Raw genomic sequence first — 18,195 nt, forward strand, 5'->3', positions numbered from 1 at the left:
TTTGGTCAAGCCTGGCGCTGCTGGGCGTCGGGCGGGGTCGGCATCAGTTCGGCGATCAGGGCCGACAGCTGCTCTTGTACATCGTATTTGGCGGCGTCGTAGGCGCGCTTGATCGCCCATTCGAAGGCGAAGGCATTGGCGCCGCCGTGGCTCTTGAAGACCAGGCCTTTCAGGCCGAGCAGGCTGGCGCCGTTGTAGCGCTCCGGATTGAGCTTCTTGAGCGACTTGCGGGCCAGCAGCGCGCCGGCCATCGAGAAGATATTTTCCGTGAACACCGATTTGACGAAGCGCGACAGGCCTTCGACCGCCTTGAGCGTGACGTTGCCGACGAAACCGTCGCACACCACCACATCCACGGTGCCCTTGAAGATGTCGTTGCCTTCGACGTTGCCGAAGAAATTCAGCTTGCCACGCGCGTGGTCGGCCTTGAGCAGCACGCCGGTGGCCTTGACCACCTCGTTGCCCTTGATCTCCTCGGTGCCCACGTTCAGCAGGCCGATGCTCGGGCGCGGATTGTTCTCCATGGCCGAGCACAGCACCGAGCCCATGATGGCGAACTGGTGCAGGTGGTGCGGTTCGCAGTCCACGTTGGCGCCCAGGTCGAGCATGTAGGTCGGCCCGCCCTTCTGGTTCGGCATGATCGAGCAGATCGCCGGACGGTCGACGCCGGCCATGGTCTTGAGCACGTAGCGCGAGACGGCCATCAGGGCGCCGGTATTGCCGGCCGAGACGCTGGCATTGGCGCTGCCGTCCTTGACCAGCTCGACCGCCACGCGCATGGACGAATCCTTCTTCTTGCGCAGGGCGATCTCGAGCGGGTCGTCCATGGTGACGACCTCGGTGGCGTTCTTGACGGTGATGCGGGGATTCGATTCGGCGCCCTGCTTCTTGAGCTCGGCGCGCAGGACGTCTTCGAGCCCCACCAGGATGAGGTGGACGTCAGCTTGTTTTTTTAGAAACGAGACGGCTGCCGGAATGGTAACTGAGGGGCCGTGATCGCCGCCCATGCAGTCAATGGAAATAGTGATTGTCATTTGTTTGGAGATGCCGGCTCATGCGAAGTGGCAGAGCGTGCGGGCGGCAAGATGGGAGCGGGCCTGGCGCGCAGCCAGCCGCTGTCCGCGCAATTCAAAATGACGGAGTGCAAAGTTGTTGCAGCCGCTGAAAACGGAAAAGAAAAAGCGGCGCCACGCAGACATACGTTGCACCGCTTTCATGGTACTAAAGGACAAGACGTCGATTACTCGTCGTTCTTGGTCTTCAGGACTTTACGGCCACGGTAGAAACCGTTCGGGCTGATGTGGTGACGCAGGTGGGTTTCGCCGGTGGTCGGCTCGACTGCCAGGTTCGGTGCGGTCAGGAAATCGTGCGAACGGTGCATGCCGCGCTTCGACGGGGACTTCTTATTCTGCTGAACTGCCATGATGACTCCTAATACATAAGTTCTAAAATTCTAACACATTCGATTTGCAAAAACTTGCAGATCGAGTATCCCAGCGGCAATTTCTTATTCATCCATCGCCGACATGTTTTAACGCTGCTACATCAACTGCCTACTGCCATACTCGACTACTGCACGCGTTTGACACGTTCTTTCAGTCGTACTGCTCGGTACTGCGGTACTACTCATTCTGTGATGCTTACTCGGGCTTGAGATTTTTCAGTGCCGCGAACGGCGAGACCTTCTCGGTCTTCAGGGCGTCCAGGAGCTGAGTGTCCGGACATACCTCGTGTTTCGGTGCCTGCGGCAGGGCCAGCAGGGCTTCGTCTTCCAGCAACTGGCGGATATCGCACTCACGGCTGCCGACGATCACGTCGATGCTCTCGTCGTCGAGGACTTCCTCGATCCCGTCCGCATCCTCGTCGTCCTTGCCGAGCACCAGCATGGTGGACGAGTCGATCTCGTAGTCCATCGGCGTCAGGCAACGCTGGCACACCAGCTTCACGGGACCGGCAACCGCCAGGGTCATCGATGGGTAACCCTGCTTGGTCAGGCCGCCGTCGATCGACCAGCGCATCGCGCCGGATGATTCGCCGGACTTGTCGGCGCACTCGGCCGCCAGGCGGCTCATCTCGGCGACAGGGGTCGTGCCCTCGCGGTGTCCGTTATTCCGGCAAAACTCGAAGGCGTCAATGACAAAAGCGCTCATTTGGAAAACTTCCCCGGAAAACCTGCGATAATAGCAGGCTTCTCCCCGCAGAGTCAAAGACTTACGTCGTTTTTGAGCAGCGTGCGTTGTGCCCGATATGATTTATCGGGTTTACTTGTTGGAGATATATTGTCTATAAGCTTAGCTTATAGTTTTCCTTATTCGCCAGACCGCAATGATACCAAGTTCGGCACCTTCGCGCCTCATTCTCGCCTCCAGTTCCGCTTATCGCCGCGAGCTGCTGTCGCGCCTCCAGCTGCCCTTCGAGGCCATCGCCCCCGACATCGACGAAACGCCCCATGCAGGCGAGGCGCCACAGGACACCGCCCTGCGCCTGGCGCGCGAAAAAGCGGCTGCGGTCGCCGCCCTGGCGCCGGGAGCGCTGGTGATCGGCTCCGACCAGGTGGCGACGCTTGACGGCATGCAGATCGGCAAACCAGGCGACCATGCGCGCGCGCTGGCGCAATTGCAGCTGATGCGCGGACGCCGCGTCGTGTTCCATACCGCCCTGTGCCTGTGGGACAGCCGCGTGACCGACCCGCACAGCGCCGCCCAGGTCGAGAATGTGCAGGTCTTCGTCGACTTCCGCGACCTGCCCGATGCCGAGCTGGACGCCTACCTACGCATCGAGCAGCCCTACGACTGCGCCGGCAGCGCCAAGAACGAGGGCCTGGGCATCGCCCTGCTCGAACGCATCGAGTCGAGCGACCCGACCGCCCTCACCGGCCTGCCCCTGATCGCCTTGACCGGCATGCTGCGCCGCGCCGGCGTTTCCTTCTTCGGCGTGTAACACCTCTTATTTTTTCTGAACGATGCCCGGCACCCTCTACCTGATCCCGAACACCCTTGGCCCCACCGACGCGTCCTCCGGCGCCCTGGCCGCCCTGCTGCCGACCCAGGTGCAGGCCCTGACCTCCAGGCTCGACTACTTCGTCGCCGAAAACGCCAAGACCGCGCGCGCCTTCCTGAAACTGATTGCCATCGACCATCCGCTGGCCAAGCCCTTGCAGGAAATCGAGATCGCCGAACTGAACGTGAACACGCCGCCGGCCGCGCTCGCGCAACTGTTGCAGCCGCTGCTGGCGGGGCGCGACGCGGGCCTGGTGTCGGAAGCGGGGGTGCCGGCGGTGGCCGACCCCGGCGCCGACCTGGTGCGCCTGGCCCACCAGCACGGGATTGCCGTGCGCCCGCTGGTGGGACCGTCCTCGCTGCTGCTGGCGGTGATGGCGAGCGGCCTGAACGGCCAGAGCTTCGCCTTCAATGGCTATCTGCCAACCGACGCCTCCCAGCGCAGCAAGCGCATCGGGCAACTGGAGGGGCGCTCGCGCAGCGAGAAGCAGACCCAGCTCCTGATCGAGACGCCGTACCGGAATGGACAGATGCTGGAAGCCCTGGTAAGCGCGTGCCAGCCGGGCACCCTGATTTGCGTGGCAACCGACCTGTCGCTGGCCACCGAGTCGGTCCGCACGCTGACGGCCGCGAAGTGGAAGGCGGCGCTGGCGGCTGGCAAGGGGCCGGATTTTCACAAGAAGCCGACTGTGTTCCTGTTTCTGGCGCAGTAGGGTGGACGGCTTTGCCGTCCGCGCGTGCAACGCCGACGTGCGCTGTGGCGACGTCGGCAACGCTACGAATCAGTGCACCTCGTGGGTCAGCTCGCGCACCCAGTCGAACGCCTGCAGCTCGATCTCGCGGATCTGCGCCACCGACAGGCCCAGCCTGCGCAGCGCGTTGTACAGCTTGCACCCGCCCTCGGCCGCCTCGAGCAGCTCGGCCACCCGCAGCATGGTGCCGAACTCCCCTTCGCGGTCGAGCAGCGCCACGCGCACGTCGTCCGCCACCTCGACATTGTCGAGGATGTCGCGCATCTGGATCGAGAACAGCGCATCGGCCAGCGACATGATCCCCACCGTGAAGGCACGGTCGGCCCTGGCCGCGTCGTTCGGATAGCGGGCCAGGGTCATCAGCTCGAGCAGCTTGCCGCGCGTGGTGGCCAGCTGCAGCAGCGGCGAGGCCAGCTCGACCCCGCCCGCGGTGGTGTACAGCAGGATCTGCAGCCAGCGCTGCAGCTGGCGCCGCCCGAGCTGGTGCAAGGCCTGCGACAGCGATTCGATCTGCGGCCCCGGCGCGGCGCGGCTGTTCACCAGGCGCAGCAGGTTCAGGCTGATCAGGGCGTCGCGCTTGACTGCGGTTTCGATCACCTGGGCGTCCGCATCCGAGCTCACCAGCTCGAGCAGGCGCAGGATGGTCATTTCCGAAGGCGTGATCTTCTTGCCCGACAGGATCACGGGGCGGGCAAAGTAATAGCCCTGGAAGTATTCGAAACCGAGCTCCATGCACAGCCTGAATTCGTCCAGCGTCTCGACTTTTTCAGCCAATAATTTTTTGCCGGTGGACTTGAGCGAGCGCACCAGGTCCTTCAGCTCTTCCGGCGGCACCAGCTTGACGTCGACCTTGATGACGTCGACCAGGCCGACCAGGCGATCGAGCTCGGGCGAATGCTCGACCACGTCGTCGACCGCGAACTTGAAACCGAGTTCTTTCAATTCGGCAACACGCGCCAACAGCTGCTGGGTCGGCTTGACGGTTTCCAGGATTTCGAGGATAACCTTATGCGGAGGCAGGAAGCGTACGAAGTCGCTCATCAGGACGACCTCGTCCACATTGACGAAGGCAAGCTGCTCGCCGACCACCTGCTCCATGCCCAGTTGCGAGGCGTGCGAAATCACCGCCGCCGTCGCCGCAGCGTTGTCGGTCAGTTTCGCATCGTCGTCCTCGCCGGCGGCACGGAACAGCAGCTCGAATGCCACGAGATGCTGGTCACGGCCGAGGATAGGCTGACGTGCGAGAAAAAAATCGTTGGACGGCACGGATGCCGCTGCCGTTGCTTCGGCATGCATCGAACAAACTCCTGGAAACTGTTGCGGCGCGGATAAACGCACCGGACAGGCGCGCAGGCCTGTCTCGGCGACTATACTACAAATCCGACACTATTAGCATTTTTATATCGAATTTGCGGCTCAGCGCTTGCCGCCGCCCTTGCCGCCACCAGTGCGCGCACCAGTCGGCCTCGGGCCGGCAGTGCGCGCGCCATCCGCCCGCGGCGCTCCCAAGCGTGCACCCGTGACGCCTGGCGCGGCGGCCGGGCGCTTGCCTGGCGCCCGCCCCTCGCCGGGCCCGCCCGCCTGCGGCTTGCCCTGGACGTTGGCGTCCGGGCGCCAGGCGCGGCGCGCGCCGGCTTTCGGTGCGGCCGGCGCCGGTGCTTCCCCTTCGCGCACCATCTTCTCGCCCGGCAGGCGCAGGCTGCCCTTGCCGGACAGCGGGCTGGCGCGGCGCGCATTGCCGACAGGCAGGCGTGGCCCTTCGCCGGCCAGGCGGCCAGACGCCGCACCGGTCAGCTGGGTGCCGGTTTCGATGGTGAAGCGTGCGCCGGCATCCTTGCCCAGCGCCTGCACCAGCCAGGGCATGGTCTCGCGCAGCATCGGCTCCAGGGTGTAGGGCGGGTTCAGGATGAACATGCCGCTGCTGTGCAGTCCGATGCCGTCCGGGCCCGGGGTCGACACGGTGAGGGTCACGTTGAGCCATTCCTTGGCCGGCAAACGCTTGAGCCGGTCGGGGAACTGGCGCGACTCCATGCGCTGCAGGACCGGATACCAGACCGCGTACATGCCGCTCGGGAAGCGGCCCAGGGCTTCTTCCAGCGCGTCGCGCACCTTCTTGTAGTCGTCCTTGACTTCATAGGGCGGGTCGACCAGCACCAGCGCCCGGCGCGAAGGCGGCGGCAGCAGTTTCTTCAGGCTCTGGAAGCCGTCGCCGTGCTCGATGAGGACGCGCTTGCCGCGCGCGCGCTCGCCCTGCTCGGCCTTGTGCGCCTCGGCCTTGCGGAAGTTCTCGTTCAGGATCTTGACGTCGGCCGGGTGCAGCTCGAACAGGCGCAGGCGGTCGTCGAGGCGCGACATCTGGTCGGCCACGTAGGGCGAACCCGGGTAGTAGCGCATCTTGCCGCTCGGGTTCATGCCCTTGACCAGGTCGAGATAGGGCTTGAGCGCCTCGGGGACATCGGTCGCGTTCCACAAGGGGCCGATGCCGGTGTCGTACTCGCCGGTCTTGGTGGCCTGGAAGCTGTCGAGCGCATACACGCCGGCGCCGGAGTGGGTATCGATATAGGTGTAGGCGACGTCCTTCTGGTTCATGTACAGGTGCAGCTGCACCTGTACGAAGTGTTTGAGGACATCGGCGTGATTACCCGCGTGGAAGGCGTGGCGGTAGCTCAACATAAGCTGGAATTCCTGAGAAGTGTTTTACAACGGTGCAATGGCCGCCATTATCCACTACAACGCTCTTTCTTGGGCCCACGAAAAAAAACCGCAGGCCCTTGCGGGCGCTGCGGCAAAGTCTTAGAGGTAAGTGGTGCAGGAAGCGTTCAAGCGACCTTTTTTTCGTCGAAGAACTGCTCGTCCTCGGTCGAACCGTGCAGCGCGGTGGTCGAGCTCTGGTTCTGCTGGATGGTCTGGGTCACGGCGTCGAAGTAGCCAGTGCCGACTTCGCGCTGATGCTTGACGGCGGTGAAGCCCTTCTCGGCGGCGGCGAACTCGTTTTCCTGCAGCTCCACGAAGGCCGACATGCCGCGCCGGGCATAACCGTGCGCCAGGTTGAACATGCTGTAGTTCAGGGCATGGAAGCCGGCCAGGGTGATGAACTGGAACTTGTAGCCCATCGCGCCCAGCTCTTTCTGGAACTTGGCGATGGTGGCGTCGTCCAGGTTCTTCTTCCAGTTGAACGAAGGCGAGCAGTTATAGGCCAGCATCTTGCCCGGGAATTTCGCATGGATGGCTTCGGCGAACTGCTTGGCGAAGTTCAGGTCCGGCTTGCCGGTCTCGCACCACACGAGGTCAGCGAAGGGCGCGTAGGCCAGGCCGCGCGAGATGGCCTGCTCGATGCCCGGCTTGACCTTGAAGAAGCCTTCCACGGTGCGCTCGCCGGTGCAGAAGGGCTTGTCGTTGTCGTCCACGTCCGAGGTGAGCAGGTCGGCGGCCTCGGCGTCGGTGCGGGCGATCACCAGGGTCGGGGTGCCCATCACGTCGGCGGCCAGGCGCGCGGCGTTGAGCTTCTCGACGGCTTCACGGGTGGGCACCAGCACCTTGCCGCCCATGTGGCCGCATTTCTTGACCGAGGCCAGCTGGTCCTCGAAGTGCACGCCGGCGGCGCCGGCATCGATCATGGACTTCATCAGCTCGAAGGCGTTCAGCACGCCGCCGAAACCGGCTTCGGCATCGGCCACGATCGGCGCGAAATAATCGATGTCGTCCTTGCCCTCGGACCACTGGATCTGGTCGGCGCGCTGGAAGGTGTTGTTAATGCGGCGCACCACCAGCGGCACCGAGTTGGCCGGATACAGCGATTGATCCGGATACATTTCGCCGGCAACGTTGGCGTCGCCCGCCACCTGCCAGCCCGACAGGTAGATGGCCTTCAGGCCCGCCTTCACCTGCTGCATGGCCTGGTTGCCGGTCAGGGCGCCCAGTGCGTTCACATAGGGTTCGTCGTTGACCAGGTTCCACAGCTTTTCGGCGCCGCGCTTGGCCAGGGTGTGCTCGACCTGGATCGAACCGCGCAGGCGGACCACATCGGCAGCCGTGTAGTTGCGCGTCACGCCTTTCCAGCGCGGATTGGTTTCCCAGTCTTGCTGGAGTTCACTGATCTGTTGTTCACGAGTTGCCATGCTGTTTCTCCTGATTGAGGACTAAGTTGCGAAGGAATCCGTTGGGTAAATCATAGATCAGTTTGTGCGTAGCACAACAACTCTTATATAAGACATCAAAAGATTTTTTTATCTATATATTTCAGCCACTTACATATTTATTTTCATGATACGAAATAAAATTTCTCAGAATGGGAATGGACGACCTGAGCCGGTTTGCTGCGTATTTCGTCAGGCGCAATGTGTATTTCACGATGTGAAATACGGGTGAACATCCTACCGTGTTGCATCGATGCATTTAATGATTAATTCGAGCAAGTATTTATTGACTAGATGAATTAGTAATGACGTCATGCAATTCATCAGATTCGTCAAAAAATTTAACAAACTATCGAAAGTGATTGTGCGTCCCCTCATCCGCTCCGTTCTCAGCAGCCTCCTCGTGATTGCCGCCAGCAATGCATCCGCCGGCGTGATCAAGCAAGATGGCGTCGTGTTCACGACCAGCTATACCGGTAATGTGCTGACACTGCAGATCGACGCGGCCGGACGCAGCGGCGGCTGGGCCGGCGCCACCGCCATCGATGCCCTGGGGATCAAGACGGTCGGCAGTTTCGGCAGCGTGAAGATGAGCAGCCCGACCGGCGCCGAATGGAACCTGTCGAGCGCGGAGTTGAATGCCTCCGGCTGCGCCGGCAAGGGCAAGGGGAAAGCGGAAGGCAGCCGCCTGTGCTACAGCGGCGGCGCGATCGGTCTCGCCGACAACATGTTGTTCACCTTTACTTTCGAGGGCACACCCAACCTGGCCGCGCCGCACCTGAAGGTCCATTTCGTCAACGCCAGCGGCACCAAGGTCGGCAGCCTGCTGTCGATGGATTTCCCATGGCAGGCCGAGACCATGCCGGTCGCGGCGCCCGCACCCGCTCCGGCGCCGGCTCCCGTGCCGACGCCACCGCCCGCGATCGATCCGGTACTGATGCCGCCGCCGCCCATCGCCATGCAGGAAGGCGGCGCCGCCGACACTGGCAACACGCCGGTCGTCATGCCGACCGACGAGCAGTCGGGCGAGGTGCCCGAGCCGCAATCGCTCGCCATCATCGGCGCCGGTCTGGCCGTGATGGGCCTGGTGCGCCGTCGCCGCCGCAAGGCCTGATCCCCTCCCCCAGCTTCCTCCAGGGACCGCTTCCCGCGGTCCGCTGCGCTAACTCAGCCATTGGTTAGTCGCCTAATAGAAAGGTCAATACGAGCGGCATAGTCTGGACCCGCGTGCTCATCCGTACGCGGGTCCGGGCCGTTCGCTTGACGCGAAGGTCCGGTCATTCAATATCATCGAGGAGATTGAATTGAAGACCTTCATTACCAAGGCCGCGGCCATCCTGGCCCTCGGCGCCGGCGTTGCCGCCTCCAGCCAGGCCGCTTCCCTCACCTACCAGGGCGTGACCTTCACGTCGACCTGGAGCGGCAAGCTGCTGACCCTGGAAATCGACGCCGCCAACCGCACCGGCGACTGGCTCGAGGCCAGCTCGATCGGCGCCCTCCAGCTCAAGAACCTGGGCAGCTTCTCCGACGTGAGCCTGGTGTCGGCGCCCGGCATGGCGGCCAACTGGACCCTGTCGTCGAACGAGCTGAACGCGAACGGCTGCGCCGGCGGCTCCCATGCGGGACGCAGCCTGTGCCTGTCCGGCGAGCGCGTGGCGCTGGCCGACAACATGGTGTTCCAGTTCAGCTTCAACGGCGGCGCGCCCGACCTGGAAGCGCCGCACCTGAAGGTGAATTTCTTCGGCGAGGGCGAGCGCAAGGTGGGCAGCCTGCTGTCGCAGGCCATCGCGCCGGTACCGGAGGCGCAGACCTACGCGATGATGCTGGGCGGGCTGGGCCTGGTGGGCTGGATGGCGCGCAGGAAGCGCAAGGGGGCTTGCCCCCCCGGTTCAAGCGATAAAAAACGGCGCGTGCCTTGCGGGACGCGCCGTTGTTGCCGGGGGCGGCAGGCCAAGCCTTACTTGGCCAGCTCCACCTGTTCGCCGAACACGAGGTTTCCGCCGCGCACCCGCACCGGGATCGTGTCCTTCGGCCCGAAGCGCCCCGACAGGATCGCCTTCGACAGCGGATTCTCGATCTGCTGCTGGATCGCGCGCTTCAGGGGCCGGGCGCCATAGATCGGGTCGAAGCCGGCTTCCGCGATCTTCTGCAGGGCTTCGTCGTCGATGTCCAGCTGCATCTCCATCTTGGCCAGGCGCTGCTCCAGGGCCTGCAGCTGGATCTTGGCGATCGCGCCGATGTTCTTCTCGTCGAGCGCGTGGAACACCACGATCTCGTCGATGCGGTTGATGAACTCGGGGCGGAAGTGGCCGCGCACCTCGGCCATCACGGCCAGCTTCACCACGCCCGGCTCATCGGTGTCCATCGACTGGATCTTGTTCGACCCCAGGTTCGAGGTCATGACGATGACGGTGTTCTTGAAGTCCACCGTGCGGCCCTGGCCGTCGGTCATGCGGCCGTCGTCGAGCGCCTGCAGCAACACGTTGAACACGTCCGGATGGGCCTTCTCGATCTCGTCCAGCAGGATCACGCTGTAGGGCTTGCGGCGCACCGCTTCGGTGAGATAACCGCCCTCTTCATACCCGACGTAGCCCGGCGGCGCGCCGATCAGGCGGGCGACCGAGTGCTTCTCCATGAATTCGCTCATGTCGATGCGGATCAGGGAGTCCTCGGTATCGAACAGGAAGGCCGCCAGCGCCTTGCACAGCTCGGTCTTGCCGACGCCGGTCGGGCCCAGGAACATGAAGGAGCCGTACGGGCGGTTCGGGTCGGACAGGCCGGCGCGCGAGCGGCGGATCGCATCCGACACCGCGACGATTGCCTCGTCCTGGCCCACCACGCGCTTGTGCAGCTCGTCCTCGATGTGCAGCAGTTTTTCGCGCTCGCCCTGCATCATGCGCGACACCGGGATGCCGGTCGCGCGCGCCACCACCTCGGCGATTTCCTCGGCGCCGACCTGGGTGCGCAGCAGCTTGGGTTTGTCGGCGTCGCCGTCGGCGCCGGCGGCGGCTTCCTCGGCCTTCTTGAGCTGGGCTTCGAGTTCCGGCAGGCGGCCATACGACAGCTCGGACATGCGGCTGTAGTCGCTCTGGCGCCTGGCTTCCTCGATCTGGTGGCGGACCCGCTCGATCTCTTCCTTGATGTGCGCCGTGCCCTGCACCGCCGCTTTCTCCGACTTGAGGATCTCTTCATAGTCGTTGTACTCGCGTTCCAGGCGCGCGATCTCCTCGCCGATCAGCTCGAGACGGCGCATCGAGGCTTCGTCGGTTTCCTTGCGCACCGCTTCGCGCTCGATCTTCAGCTGGATCAGGCGGCGCTCGAGCTTGTCCATGACTTCCGGCTTGGAGTCGATCTCGATCTTGATCTTGGAGGCCGCCTCGTCGATCAGGTCGATCGCCTTGTCCGGCAGGAAGCGGTCGCTGATGTAGCGGTGCGAGAGCTCGGCAGCGGCGATGATGGCCGGGTCGGTGATCTCGACCTTGTGGTGCAGCTCGTATTTTTCCTGCAGGCCGCGCAGGATGGCGATGGTCGCCTCCACGCTCGGCTCGTCGACCATGATCTTCTGGAAGCGGCGCTCCAGCGCGGCATCCTTCTCGACGTACTTGCGGTACTCATCCAGGGTGGTGGCGCCGACGCAGTGCAATTCGCCGCGCGCCAGCGCGGGTTTCAGCATGTTGCCGGCGTCCATCGCGCCTTCGGCCTTGCCGGCGCCGACCATGGTGTGGATCTCGTCGATGAAGACGATGGTCTGGCCCTCGTCCTGGGCCAGCTCCTTCAGCACGGATTTCAGGCGTTCCTCGAACTCGCCGCGGTACTTGGCGCCGGCCAGCAGCGCCGCCATGTCGAGCGAGAGCACGCGCTTGCCCTTGAGCGAATCGGGCACTTCGCCATTGACGATGCGCTGCGCCAGGCCTTCGACGATGGCGGTCTTGCCGACGCCCGGCTCGCCGATCAGGACCGGGTTGTTCTTGGAACGGCGCTGCAGCACCTGGATCGCGCGCCGGATCTCGTCGTCGCGGCCGATCACGGGGTCCAGTTTGCCCATGCGGGCGCGCTCGGTGAGGTCGAGCGTGTATTTCTTCAGCGCTTCGCGCTGGCCTTCGGCATCCTGCGAATTCACCGATTCGCCGCCGCGCACGGCAAGGATGGCCGATTCCAGGGCCTTGCGCGCCAGGCCGTGCTCGCGCGCCAGGCGGCCGGCCTCGGACTTGTCTTCGGTGAGCGCCAGCAGGACCATCTCGGACGCCAGGAACTGGTCGCCGCGCTTCTGCGATTCACGGTCGGCCAGGTTCAGCAGCGCCACCAGCTCGCGCGAGACCTGGACGTCGCCGCCGGTGCCCGAGACCTGGGGCAGGCGTTCGAGCGCCGACTTCAGCGCATTACCCAGGCCGCCGACGTTGACGCCGGCGCGCTGCAGCAGTGAACGGGCGCCGCCGTCGTCCTGGTTCAGCAGGGCGACCAGCAGGTGGACCGGATCGATGTATTGGTTATCGTTGCCGACCGCCAGGCTCTGGGCATCCGCCAGCGCTTCCTGGAGCTTGGTCGTCAGTTTGTCTTGCCGCATGATATTGCTCCCTAGTGGTGTTCTTAACTGAGGAGCAAGATAGGGGCCACTGTCCGCTTTTCAAGATGTGCAATGGACGCGCCATGCAAGAGAACGGCGCTAGCCGCGCAGGGCGCGCCATGTGGCGAAGCCGGCCACGCAGAACAGGATCGAGCCGAGCAGGTGCAGCAGCGTGTGAAGCAGTGCCCAGCCGTACTCGCCGCGCTGCAGCAGCAGCACCGATTCACCCGAGAAACTGGAGAAGGTGGTCAGGCCGCCGAGGAAACCGGTGATGGCGAACAGGCGCCATTCCGGCGCCAGGGCGGGGTAGGCCGTGAAACAGCCCAGCGCCAGCCCGACCAGGTAGCCGCCTACGAGGTTGGCGGCCAGGGTACCGATCTGGACGTAGGCATGCAGGCTGCCCAGCCAGAGGCCCAGTCCCCAGCGCAGCCAGGCGCCGACCGCCGCACCAAGACCGACCGCCAGCCAGCTCAAGCTTCAGCCCACTTGCGCTTGGCGGAATCGTCGCTGGCGCGGGCGTCGACCCAGCGCGCGCCTTCCGGCGTCTGCTCCTTCTTCCAGAACGGCGCGTCGGTCTTCAGGTAGTCCATGATGAACTCGCAGGCGGCGAAGGCCTCGCCCCGGTGCGCCGCGCCGCACGCCACCAGCACGATCTGGTCGAGCGGTTTCAAGGGACCCACGCGGTGGATGACCAGCACGCCCAGCAGCGGCCAGCGCGCCCTGGCCTGGGCCACGATGTCGCCAAGCGCCTTTTCCGTCATGCCAGGATAGTGCTCGAGCTCCATCTCCGCTACCTCCGCGCCCTCGTTCAGGTCGCGTACGGTGCCGACAAAACTCACCACGGCGCCCACGCGGCCGTCGCCGGCGCGCAGGGCGGCGAGTTCGCGCGACAGGTCGAAATCCGCTTCCTGCACGCGGATGTCGGTCAGGTGGCCGGAATCGGGCGTGCGCATCGGCACATTCATCGGCCGTCCTTCGCGTAGCGCGTCAACAATTGTTCGATGCGCAGCTCGGTGCGGGCGTCGAGCAGGGCCGGCAGGGCCAGCAGCTCGTGCAAGCCCTTGGCGCTAGCGCCCTGCCCCGCGCCGTGTCCGGTCCTGTGGCCGGACTTGAGCGAGCTTTGCAGCACCTCGACCTGCAGCTTGAGGCGCTCGCGCGCGAACTCGGCGCCGCTGTCGATGCCGGCCGCGATCTCCAGGCGCAGCAGCTCGTGCAGCAGCTGTTCGCGGTTGGCTTCGAGCTGGCGCGCGTAGCCGCTGCGCTCGCCTTCCAGGGCGCCCAGGGCGGCCTCGAAGCGGGCATGCAGCACCGCTTCGTATCCGCCTTCGAGCGGCAGCAGCGCGTCCCAGCGCGCGCGCCAGTCGGAAGGATTGGTGTGGGCGTCGGGATTGACGATGGCGTTTTCCAGCGCCTGGATCAGGCGCAGCTTGTCGCGCACGGCGCCGGCCAGCGCCAGCCCGGCGGCGCGGCGCGCCACGTCGGCATGGTGCTGCACCGCGGCCAGGGCGGCGTGGTAGCGCTTCTCGATGCGCGCCTCGTGGGCGCGCGGCACCGGTCCGATCGCGGCCCATTCGGCCGCCGCCTCGCGCAGCAGCTTGCTGGCGGTGGCCGGGGTGGCATCCGGCGCGGCGGCTTCGAGGCGCGCGCACAATGCGTCCTTGGCCGCTTCGTGGGCGCGCCGTTCGGCGTCCGCCGCATGGGCATGTTCCTTGCGCTTGGCGAACAGCGCGTCGCAGGCGGCGCGGAAGCGCTGCCACAGCGCCTGCTCGGCCTTGCGCTCGAGCGGCAGCGCGCGCGCATGCTCCTGCCAGCGCGCCTGCAGATCGCGCAGGGCGTCGACGGCGTGGCGGTCGTGCGGATCGAGCGCCAGCGCTTCGTCGATCAGCTGCTCGCGCACGCTCATCTCGCCCTTGCGCTGTTCTTCCAGCGGGCGCTGGAGCGTATTGAGCGCCTCGGAAAACAGCCCGTCGAGGCGCTTCTTGTCCTTGCGGTCGATCGCGCCCAGGTGGCTCCAGGCGGTGCGCAGGCGCTGCACCGTGCCGGACACGTGTTTCCAGTCGGCCTCGCCGGATTCCAGGCGTGCGATCTCGGCCTGGGCCTCGTCGACCAGGGCCTGGGCGCGCGCGGCGTTGGCGTGGCGCTCGTCGGCCAGGTGGCGGAAGTGGGCGGCGGCCGGCGCATAGGCCGCCGTGCAGGCGGCGTCGAAGCGTTCCCACAGCGAGCGCGGCGCGGCGCCCGACAGGCTGTCGAGCGCCTTCCAGCGCTCGCGCATGCTGCCGACCTTCTTGGCCAGTTCGCCCATCGCCAGGTTCTGCGCGGACAAGGACTCGACCTGCTTGATGAGCTCTTCGCGCGAAACGTTGCCGCCCCAGCGCGCCCAGTCGGACAGGCGCTTGAGCTCGGCGCGCACGTGGTTCAGGCGCTCGGCCTGGGCAGGCGTGAGACGCATGCCCTTGTCCTTGCTTTCCTTGAGCGACTTGTCGAGCTCGGCGGCGGTGCCGAGGGAGCCTTGCTGCAGGGCTGCTTCCATCGCATCGAGCCGGTCCAGGAAGTGCTGGTCGGCGCCCTTGTTCTGGGCCTTGGGCGGCTTCGGCGCGGATGGCGCCGCCGCGGCCGGCCTGGCCGGCTCCGGCTTTGGCCTGGGCGCCTCTTGCGGCAGGCTGGCCAGCAGCGCATCGAAGCGTCCCTGCAGTTGTGCGCCCGGTGCGTTGGCGGGCAAGGCCGGCAGGCGCTGCCATTCCTTGCGCAGCAGCTCCGCCTTCAGTTCCGCGATCGGCTGGGCCTGCCACTGCGCGAGCGCGGCCTCGCGCGCGGCCAGCGCGGCGCGGTCCTGTTCCAGGGTGGCCAGGCTGGCGGCCAGGCGCGCCTGCTCGGTGACGACTTCCGCCACCAGCGAGCGCGGCAGCGACGCATGGCCCGGCGCCACCAGGGCGGCGGCCTGCTCGCGCGACAGCGCATCGAGGCGTTCGGCAAAGGCGGCGGGCTCGAGGCCGCCCGACTCGAGCTGGCGCAGCGCGGCCAGGCGGTCGATCATGGCACGCTGCAACTGCACCTGGTGTTCCAGGCGCTGGCCGAGTTCGCTCCGGACGGCATCGAACTCCGGCGCCAGTTCCGGCGCGCTGATGAGCGCCCATTTACGGTCGAGTTCGGCAACGTGGTTCGGCGTCAGGAGCGCGTCGTCGCGCAGTGCCCTGGCATGCGCCAGGGCTTCCTGGCCGCGGCGCAGCTCGGCGTCATGGTGGCGGATCGCGTCCAGGCGCGCCTGCATCAGCTTGGCGACGCGCCGATCCAGGTTACGCATCGCCGCATGCACGCGCTCGAGCTGCGGCCGGCTGTGGACCAGTTCGGCGGCAGCCAGGCGCAGTTCGGAAAATTCGGAGGAAAGGATGAAGGCGACCGCGGCTTGCTCGTCGCCGTTCAGTTGCTTGAGCTGTTCGGCCTGCTGCTCGCGCGGGCTCGGTGCACCGGCGGCCGATGGCCCACCCGGCGGCGCGGCTGGTCCGGCATCCCGGGCCACCGGCGCGCTGCCCGGCTTGTCACCAGTGGCGCCGGCCGGCTTGTCGCCACCCTGCCGCTTGAAAAGGAATTCGAACATGATGAAATCGCACTTCCAAAACCCCCATCATAGCAAACAACCATCGTGGCGCCCGCCACGCGCCCTTGTTTCATGCATTCAGTGCGCGGCGTAGCGCGGCAGGAACGATAGCGCGCCTTGCCTGGACGGATTGCCGTCGATGGCGCCGGCCATGACCTGGCCGGTGCCATAGCCGCGGTTCTCGTTCTGCCAGGCATCCTGGACCAGCATCTGGTTGGCGATTGCAAACCAGACTTCGCTCGGCACATGGACGCGCGCCAGCGGGAACAACTCGCGTTCCTCGCGCTCCAGGCGCTCGAGCAGCAGGCTGCAGCAGCGTTCCAGGGCGGCGCCGAAGCCGGGGTCGTGCACGGCCGCCGCCGCATGGGCGTCGGCGCGCGCCTCGATCGCGGCCAGGGTCAGGGCATCGAGCTCGCCCAGCAGTTCGGCGCCCGCGCCAGCGCGGCGCAGGGCCGGCACCACGAACTTGTCGAGCTTGCGCCAGTAGCAGTTGTCGAAGGCGACCCGCAAGGCATCGCAGGCCAGCTTGACCTCGCGTCGGGTCGGCATGGCATGCTGGCGGGTGCCCGGTTGCCAGCGTTCCAGCAGGGACTGCAGGCCGATGCGCGCGCTGGCTTGTTCGATGGACAGGGTCACCAGCGTGTAGGTCGAAGTCAGCATCTTGTCTCCTCTCAGGATGGCTTCGCCAGGGCGGGGCCGGGCGCGGGCCGCGGGTCTTGGCTGGGGAAGCGTTTTTGTCGGGGTGGACGGCAGCTTTTATTGTTATGGCCGGCCTCAGGGAACTCGTAGTGTAGAGAGATGCCCCTACTCGGGTTTGAGGTGGCGCAAGCGACGACCGGTGGACATTGGAGACTTTTTAGTTGTTGCGATGTCAAAGCACGATTACGGCAACGCGACGGTTCCGGAAGCGGCGAGCGCTGCAGTCAGCCGCATGCCGAAGCTTTCCGGTACGGCATGATTGAGCCGCACCCGGGCGCATCCGTGCCAGCGCGCGCAGCGCAGTATAGCGGCGGCCACGTCATCCACCAAGCGCTCGCTGACGCGCACGCCAGGCTCCAGGTGCACGCTGCGCAGTTCGAAGTCGCCGGCCTTGCGGTGGGCCTTGGCATCGATCCGCCCGACCAGCGCGCCGCGGCGCAGGATCGGCAGCGTGAAGTAACCGTAGCGCCGTTTGGGCGCCGGGGTATAGCATTCGAGCCGGTAGTCGAAGCCGAACAGCTCGAGCGCGCGGCGCCGGTCCCAGACGATCGGGTCGAACGGCGACAGCAGCGTGGTCAGGCGCGGCGCCAGCCGCCCTTCCATTGCCTGGCGCGCCAGCAGCGCATGCTCGGGGTGGATGTAGACCGGATCGTTCCATCCTTCGACCCGCCCGCGCAGCAGCAGGCCCTGCTCCGCCAGCGCCGCGGGGTCCGGGTGCGGACGCCGGGTGCGGTGGTAGTCGGGAATCCACGCGGCCCGGGCCAGTCCGAGCGCGCGCACCGCCTGCAGCACGAAGCCGCGGCGCACGTCCTCCAGCGCCGGCAGGTGGGCGTCGTGCCAGGTCGGGTGCACCCGTTCGGCCAGGTCGTAAATGCGCTGGAAATTGTGGCGGCGCGCGATCATCAGTTCGCCCGCCGTGAACAGTACTTCCAGGCTGCGCTTCTCGGGCTTCCATTCCCACCAGCCGCCGCCCTTGCCTTCGCTGCGTTCGAAGTCGGACGAGCGCACCGGCCCCTGTTCGCGCACGTGCGCCAGCAGCGCTGCGACCTGGTCGGCGCGTTCGCGCATCCAGTTGGCGGAGTACTTCCAGCCCATGGCCTCCGGGTCGAGCATGCGGTGGCGGTACAGGCCGTAATCTTCGATCGGCAGGAAGCAGGCCTCGTGCGCCCAGTATTCGAACAGATGGCCCTCGGCCAGCAATTCGTCGAGCCAGACCGGGTCATAGTCGCCCAGCCGGCTCCACAGCACCAGGTAGGGGCTGCGCGCGACCACGCTGATGGTATCGATCTGGAGCATGCCCATGCGCCGGATCGCCGCCAGCACGTCGCGCTTGCTGCGCGGCGGCGCCGCGGCGCCAGCATCTCCTGCGCCAGGTGCAGGGCCCGGGCGCCACTTAAGGAAAGTTCGAAATCCGGCTTGATCGCGCTCATGTCCTTATTTTAATAGCAAA

The 18,195-nt window shown here is 65.7% G+C and carries 14 protein-coding genes and 2 pseudogenes; 4 read left to right on the forward strand and 12 right to left on the reverse strand.

Translation table 11 applies throughout. The features are described from left to right. Positions 1-5 precede the first annotated feature (5 nt). The 3 genes from plsX to MasN3_RS17235 all read right to left on the reverse strand — a co-directional run bounded on the left by plsX (position 6) and on the right by MasN3_RS17235 (position 2,150). A complete protein-coding gene (plsX, locus tag MasN3_RS17225; protein WP_281908816.1) occupies positions 6-1,034 on the reverse strand; it encodes a phosphate acyltransferase PlsX in 1,029 nt (342 codons plus the stop codon). Positions 1,035-1,240: 206 nt separating this feature from the next. Continuing rightward, positions 1,241-1,423, reverse strand: coding sequence for a 50S ribosomal protein L32 (gene rpmF, locus MasN3_RS17230; protein WP_005666806.1), 183 nt, complete (start codon positions 1,421-1,423; stop codon positions 1,241-1,243). 217 nt (positions 1,424-1,640) lie between these two features. After that, positions 1,641-2,150: a YceD family protein gene (locus MasN3_RS17235; protein ID WP_281908819.1), complete on the reverse strand. Its 510-nt coding sequence runs from the start codon at positions 2,148-2,150 to the stop codon at positions 1,641-1,643. A 175-nt stretch (positions 2,151-2,325) separates the two neighbouring features. Between MasN3_RS17235 and MasN3_RS17240 the strand changes: the two genes are divergently transcribed. Both MasN3_RS17240 and MasN3_RS17245 read left to right on the forward strand, forming a co-directional pair. Further along, entirely contained in the window at positions 2,326-2,940 is a 615-nt protein-coding gene (locus MasN3_RS17240; protein ID WP_281908821.1) for a Maf-like protein, read from the forward strand. Positions 2,941-2,962: 22 nt separating this feature from the next. Further along, a complete protein-coding gene (locus MasN3_RS17245; RefSeq protein ID WP_281908823.1) occupies positions 2,963-3,712 on the forward strand; it encodes an SAM-dependent methyltransferase in 750 nt (249 codons plus the stop codon). 69 nt (positions 3,713-3,781) lie between these two features. Here MasN3_RS17245 and MasN3_RS17250 read toward each other — a convergent pair whose 3' ends face one another. From MasN3_RS17250 to aceA, 3 genes are all read right to left on the reverse strand, one after another. Continuing rightward, on the reverse strand, positions 3,782-5,047 hold the full coding sequence (locus MasN3_RS17250) for an EAL and HDOD domain-containing protein (protein ID WP_281908824.1): 1,266 nt from the start codon (positions 5,045-5,047) through the stop codon (positions 3,782-3,784). 120 nt (positions 5,048-5,167) lie between these two features. Next, positions 5,168-6,424, reverse strand: a complete 1,257-nt coding sequence (locus MasN3_RS17255) for a 23S rRNA (adenine(2030)-N(6))-methyltransferase RlmJ (RefSeq protein WP_281908825.1) — start codon at positions 6,422-6,424, stop codon at positions 5,168-5,170. 146 nt (positions 6,425-6,570) lie between these two features. Continuing rightward, a complete protein-coding gene (gene aceA, locus MasN3_RS17260; RefSeq protein ID WP_281908826.1) occupies positions 6,571-7,869 on the reverse strand; it encodes an isocitrate lyase in 1,299 nt (432 codons plus the stop codon). A 421-nt stretch (positions 7,870-8,290) separates the two neighbouring features. On the opposite strand from aceA, the gene MasN3_RS17265 reads away from it, so the two are divergent. Beyond that, complete coding sequence (locus MasN3_RS17265) at positions 8,291-9,001, forward strand: PEP-CTERM sorting domain-containing protein (protein WP_281908828.1); 711 nt, start codon at positions 8,291-8,293, stop codon at positions 8,999-9,001. Between the two features lie 556 nt (positions 9,002-9,557). Next, a pseudogene (locus MasN3_RS17270) lies at positions 9,558-9,743 on the forward strand (PEP-CTERM sorting domain-containing protein); the annotation flags it as partial. 101 nt (positions 9,744-9,844) lie between these two features. On the opposite strand, the gene clpB reads toward MasN3_RS17270, so the two are convergent. The 6 genes and pseudogenes from clpB to MasN3_RS17300 all read right to left on the reverse strand — a co-directional run bounded on the left by clpB (position 9,845) and on the right by MasN3_RS17300 (position 18,175). Further along, positions 9,845-12,451 carry an ATP-dependent chaperone ClpB gene (gene clpB, locus MasN3_RS17275; RefSeq protein WP_281908830.1) on the reverse strand — a complete coding sequence of 869 codons (2,607 nt, stop codon included), beginning with the start codon at positions 12,449-12,451 and terminating at the stop codon, positions 9,845-9,847. A 99-nt stretch (positions 12,452-12,550) separates the two neighbouring features. Next, complete coding sequence (gene crcB / locus MasN3_RS17280; protein ID WP_281908832.1) at positions 12,551-12,925, reverse strand: fluoride efflux transporter CrcB; 375 nt, start codon at positions 12,923-12,925, stop codon at positions 12,551-12,553. Beyond that, entirely contained in the window at positions 12,922-13,416 is a 495-nt protein-coding gene (moaE, locus tag MasN3_RS17285) for a molybdopterin synthase catalytic subunit MoaE (RefSeq protein ID WP_281908834.1), read from the reverse strand. Before moaE ends, crcB begins: the two co-directional genes overlap by 4 nt. After that, positions 13,413-16,046, reverse strand: a complete 2,634-nt coding sequence (locus tag MasN3_RS17290; RefSeq protein ID WP_281908836.1) for a DUF349 domain-containing protein — start codon at positions 16,044-16,046, stop codon at positions 13,413-13,415. Before MasN3_RS17290 ends, moaE begins: the two co-directional genes overlap by 4 nt. Positions 16,047-16,124: 78 nt before the next feature. Then, positions 16,125-16,706 carry a hypothetical protein gene (locus MasN3_RS17295; protein WP_281908838.1) on the reverse strand — a complete coding sequence of 194 codons (582 nt, stop codon included), beginning with the start codon at positions 16,704-16,706 and terminating at the stop codon, positions 16,125-16,127. A gap of 222 nt (positions 16,707-16,928) precedes the next feature. Next, positions 16,929-18,175 (reverse strand): annotated as a pseudogene (locus MasN3_RS17300) (winged helix-turn-helix domain-containing protein). Between the last annotated feature and the right edge of the window lie 20 nt (positions 18,176-18,195).

The organism is Massilia varians (genome assembly GCF_027923905.1).
Taxonomy (GTDB): Bacteria; Pseudomonadota; Gammaproteobacteria; order Burkholderiales; family Burkholderiaceae_D; genus Telluria; species Telluria varians_B.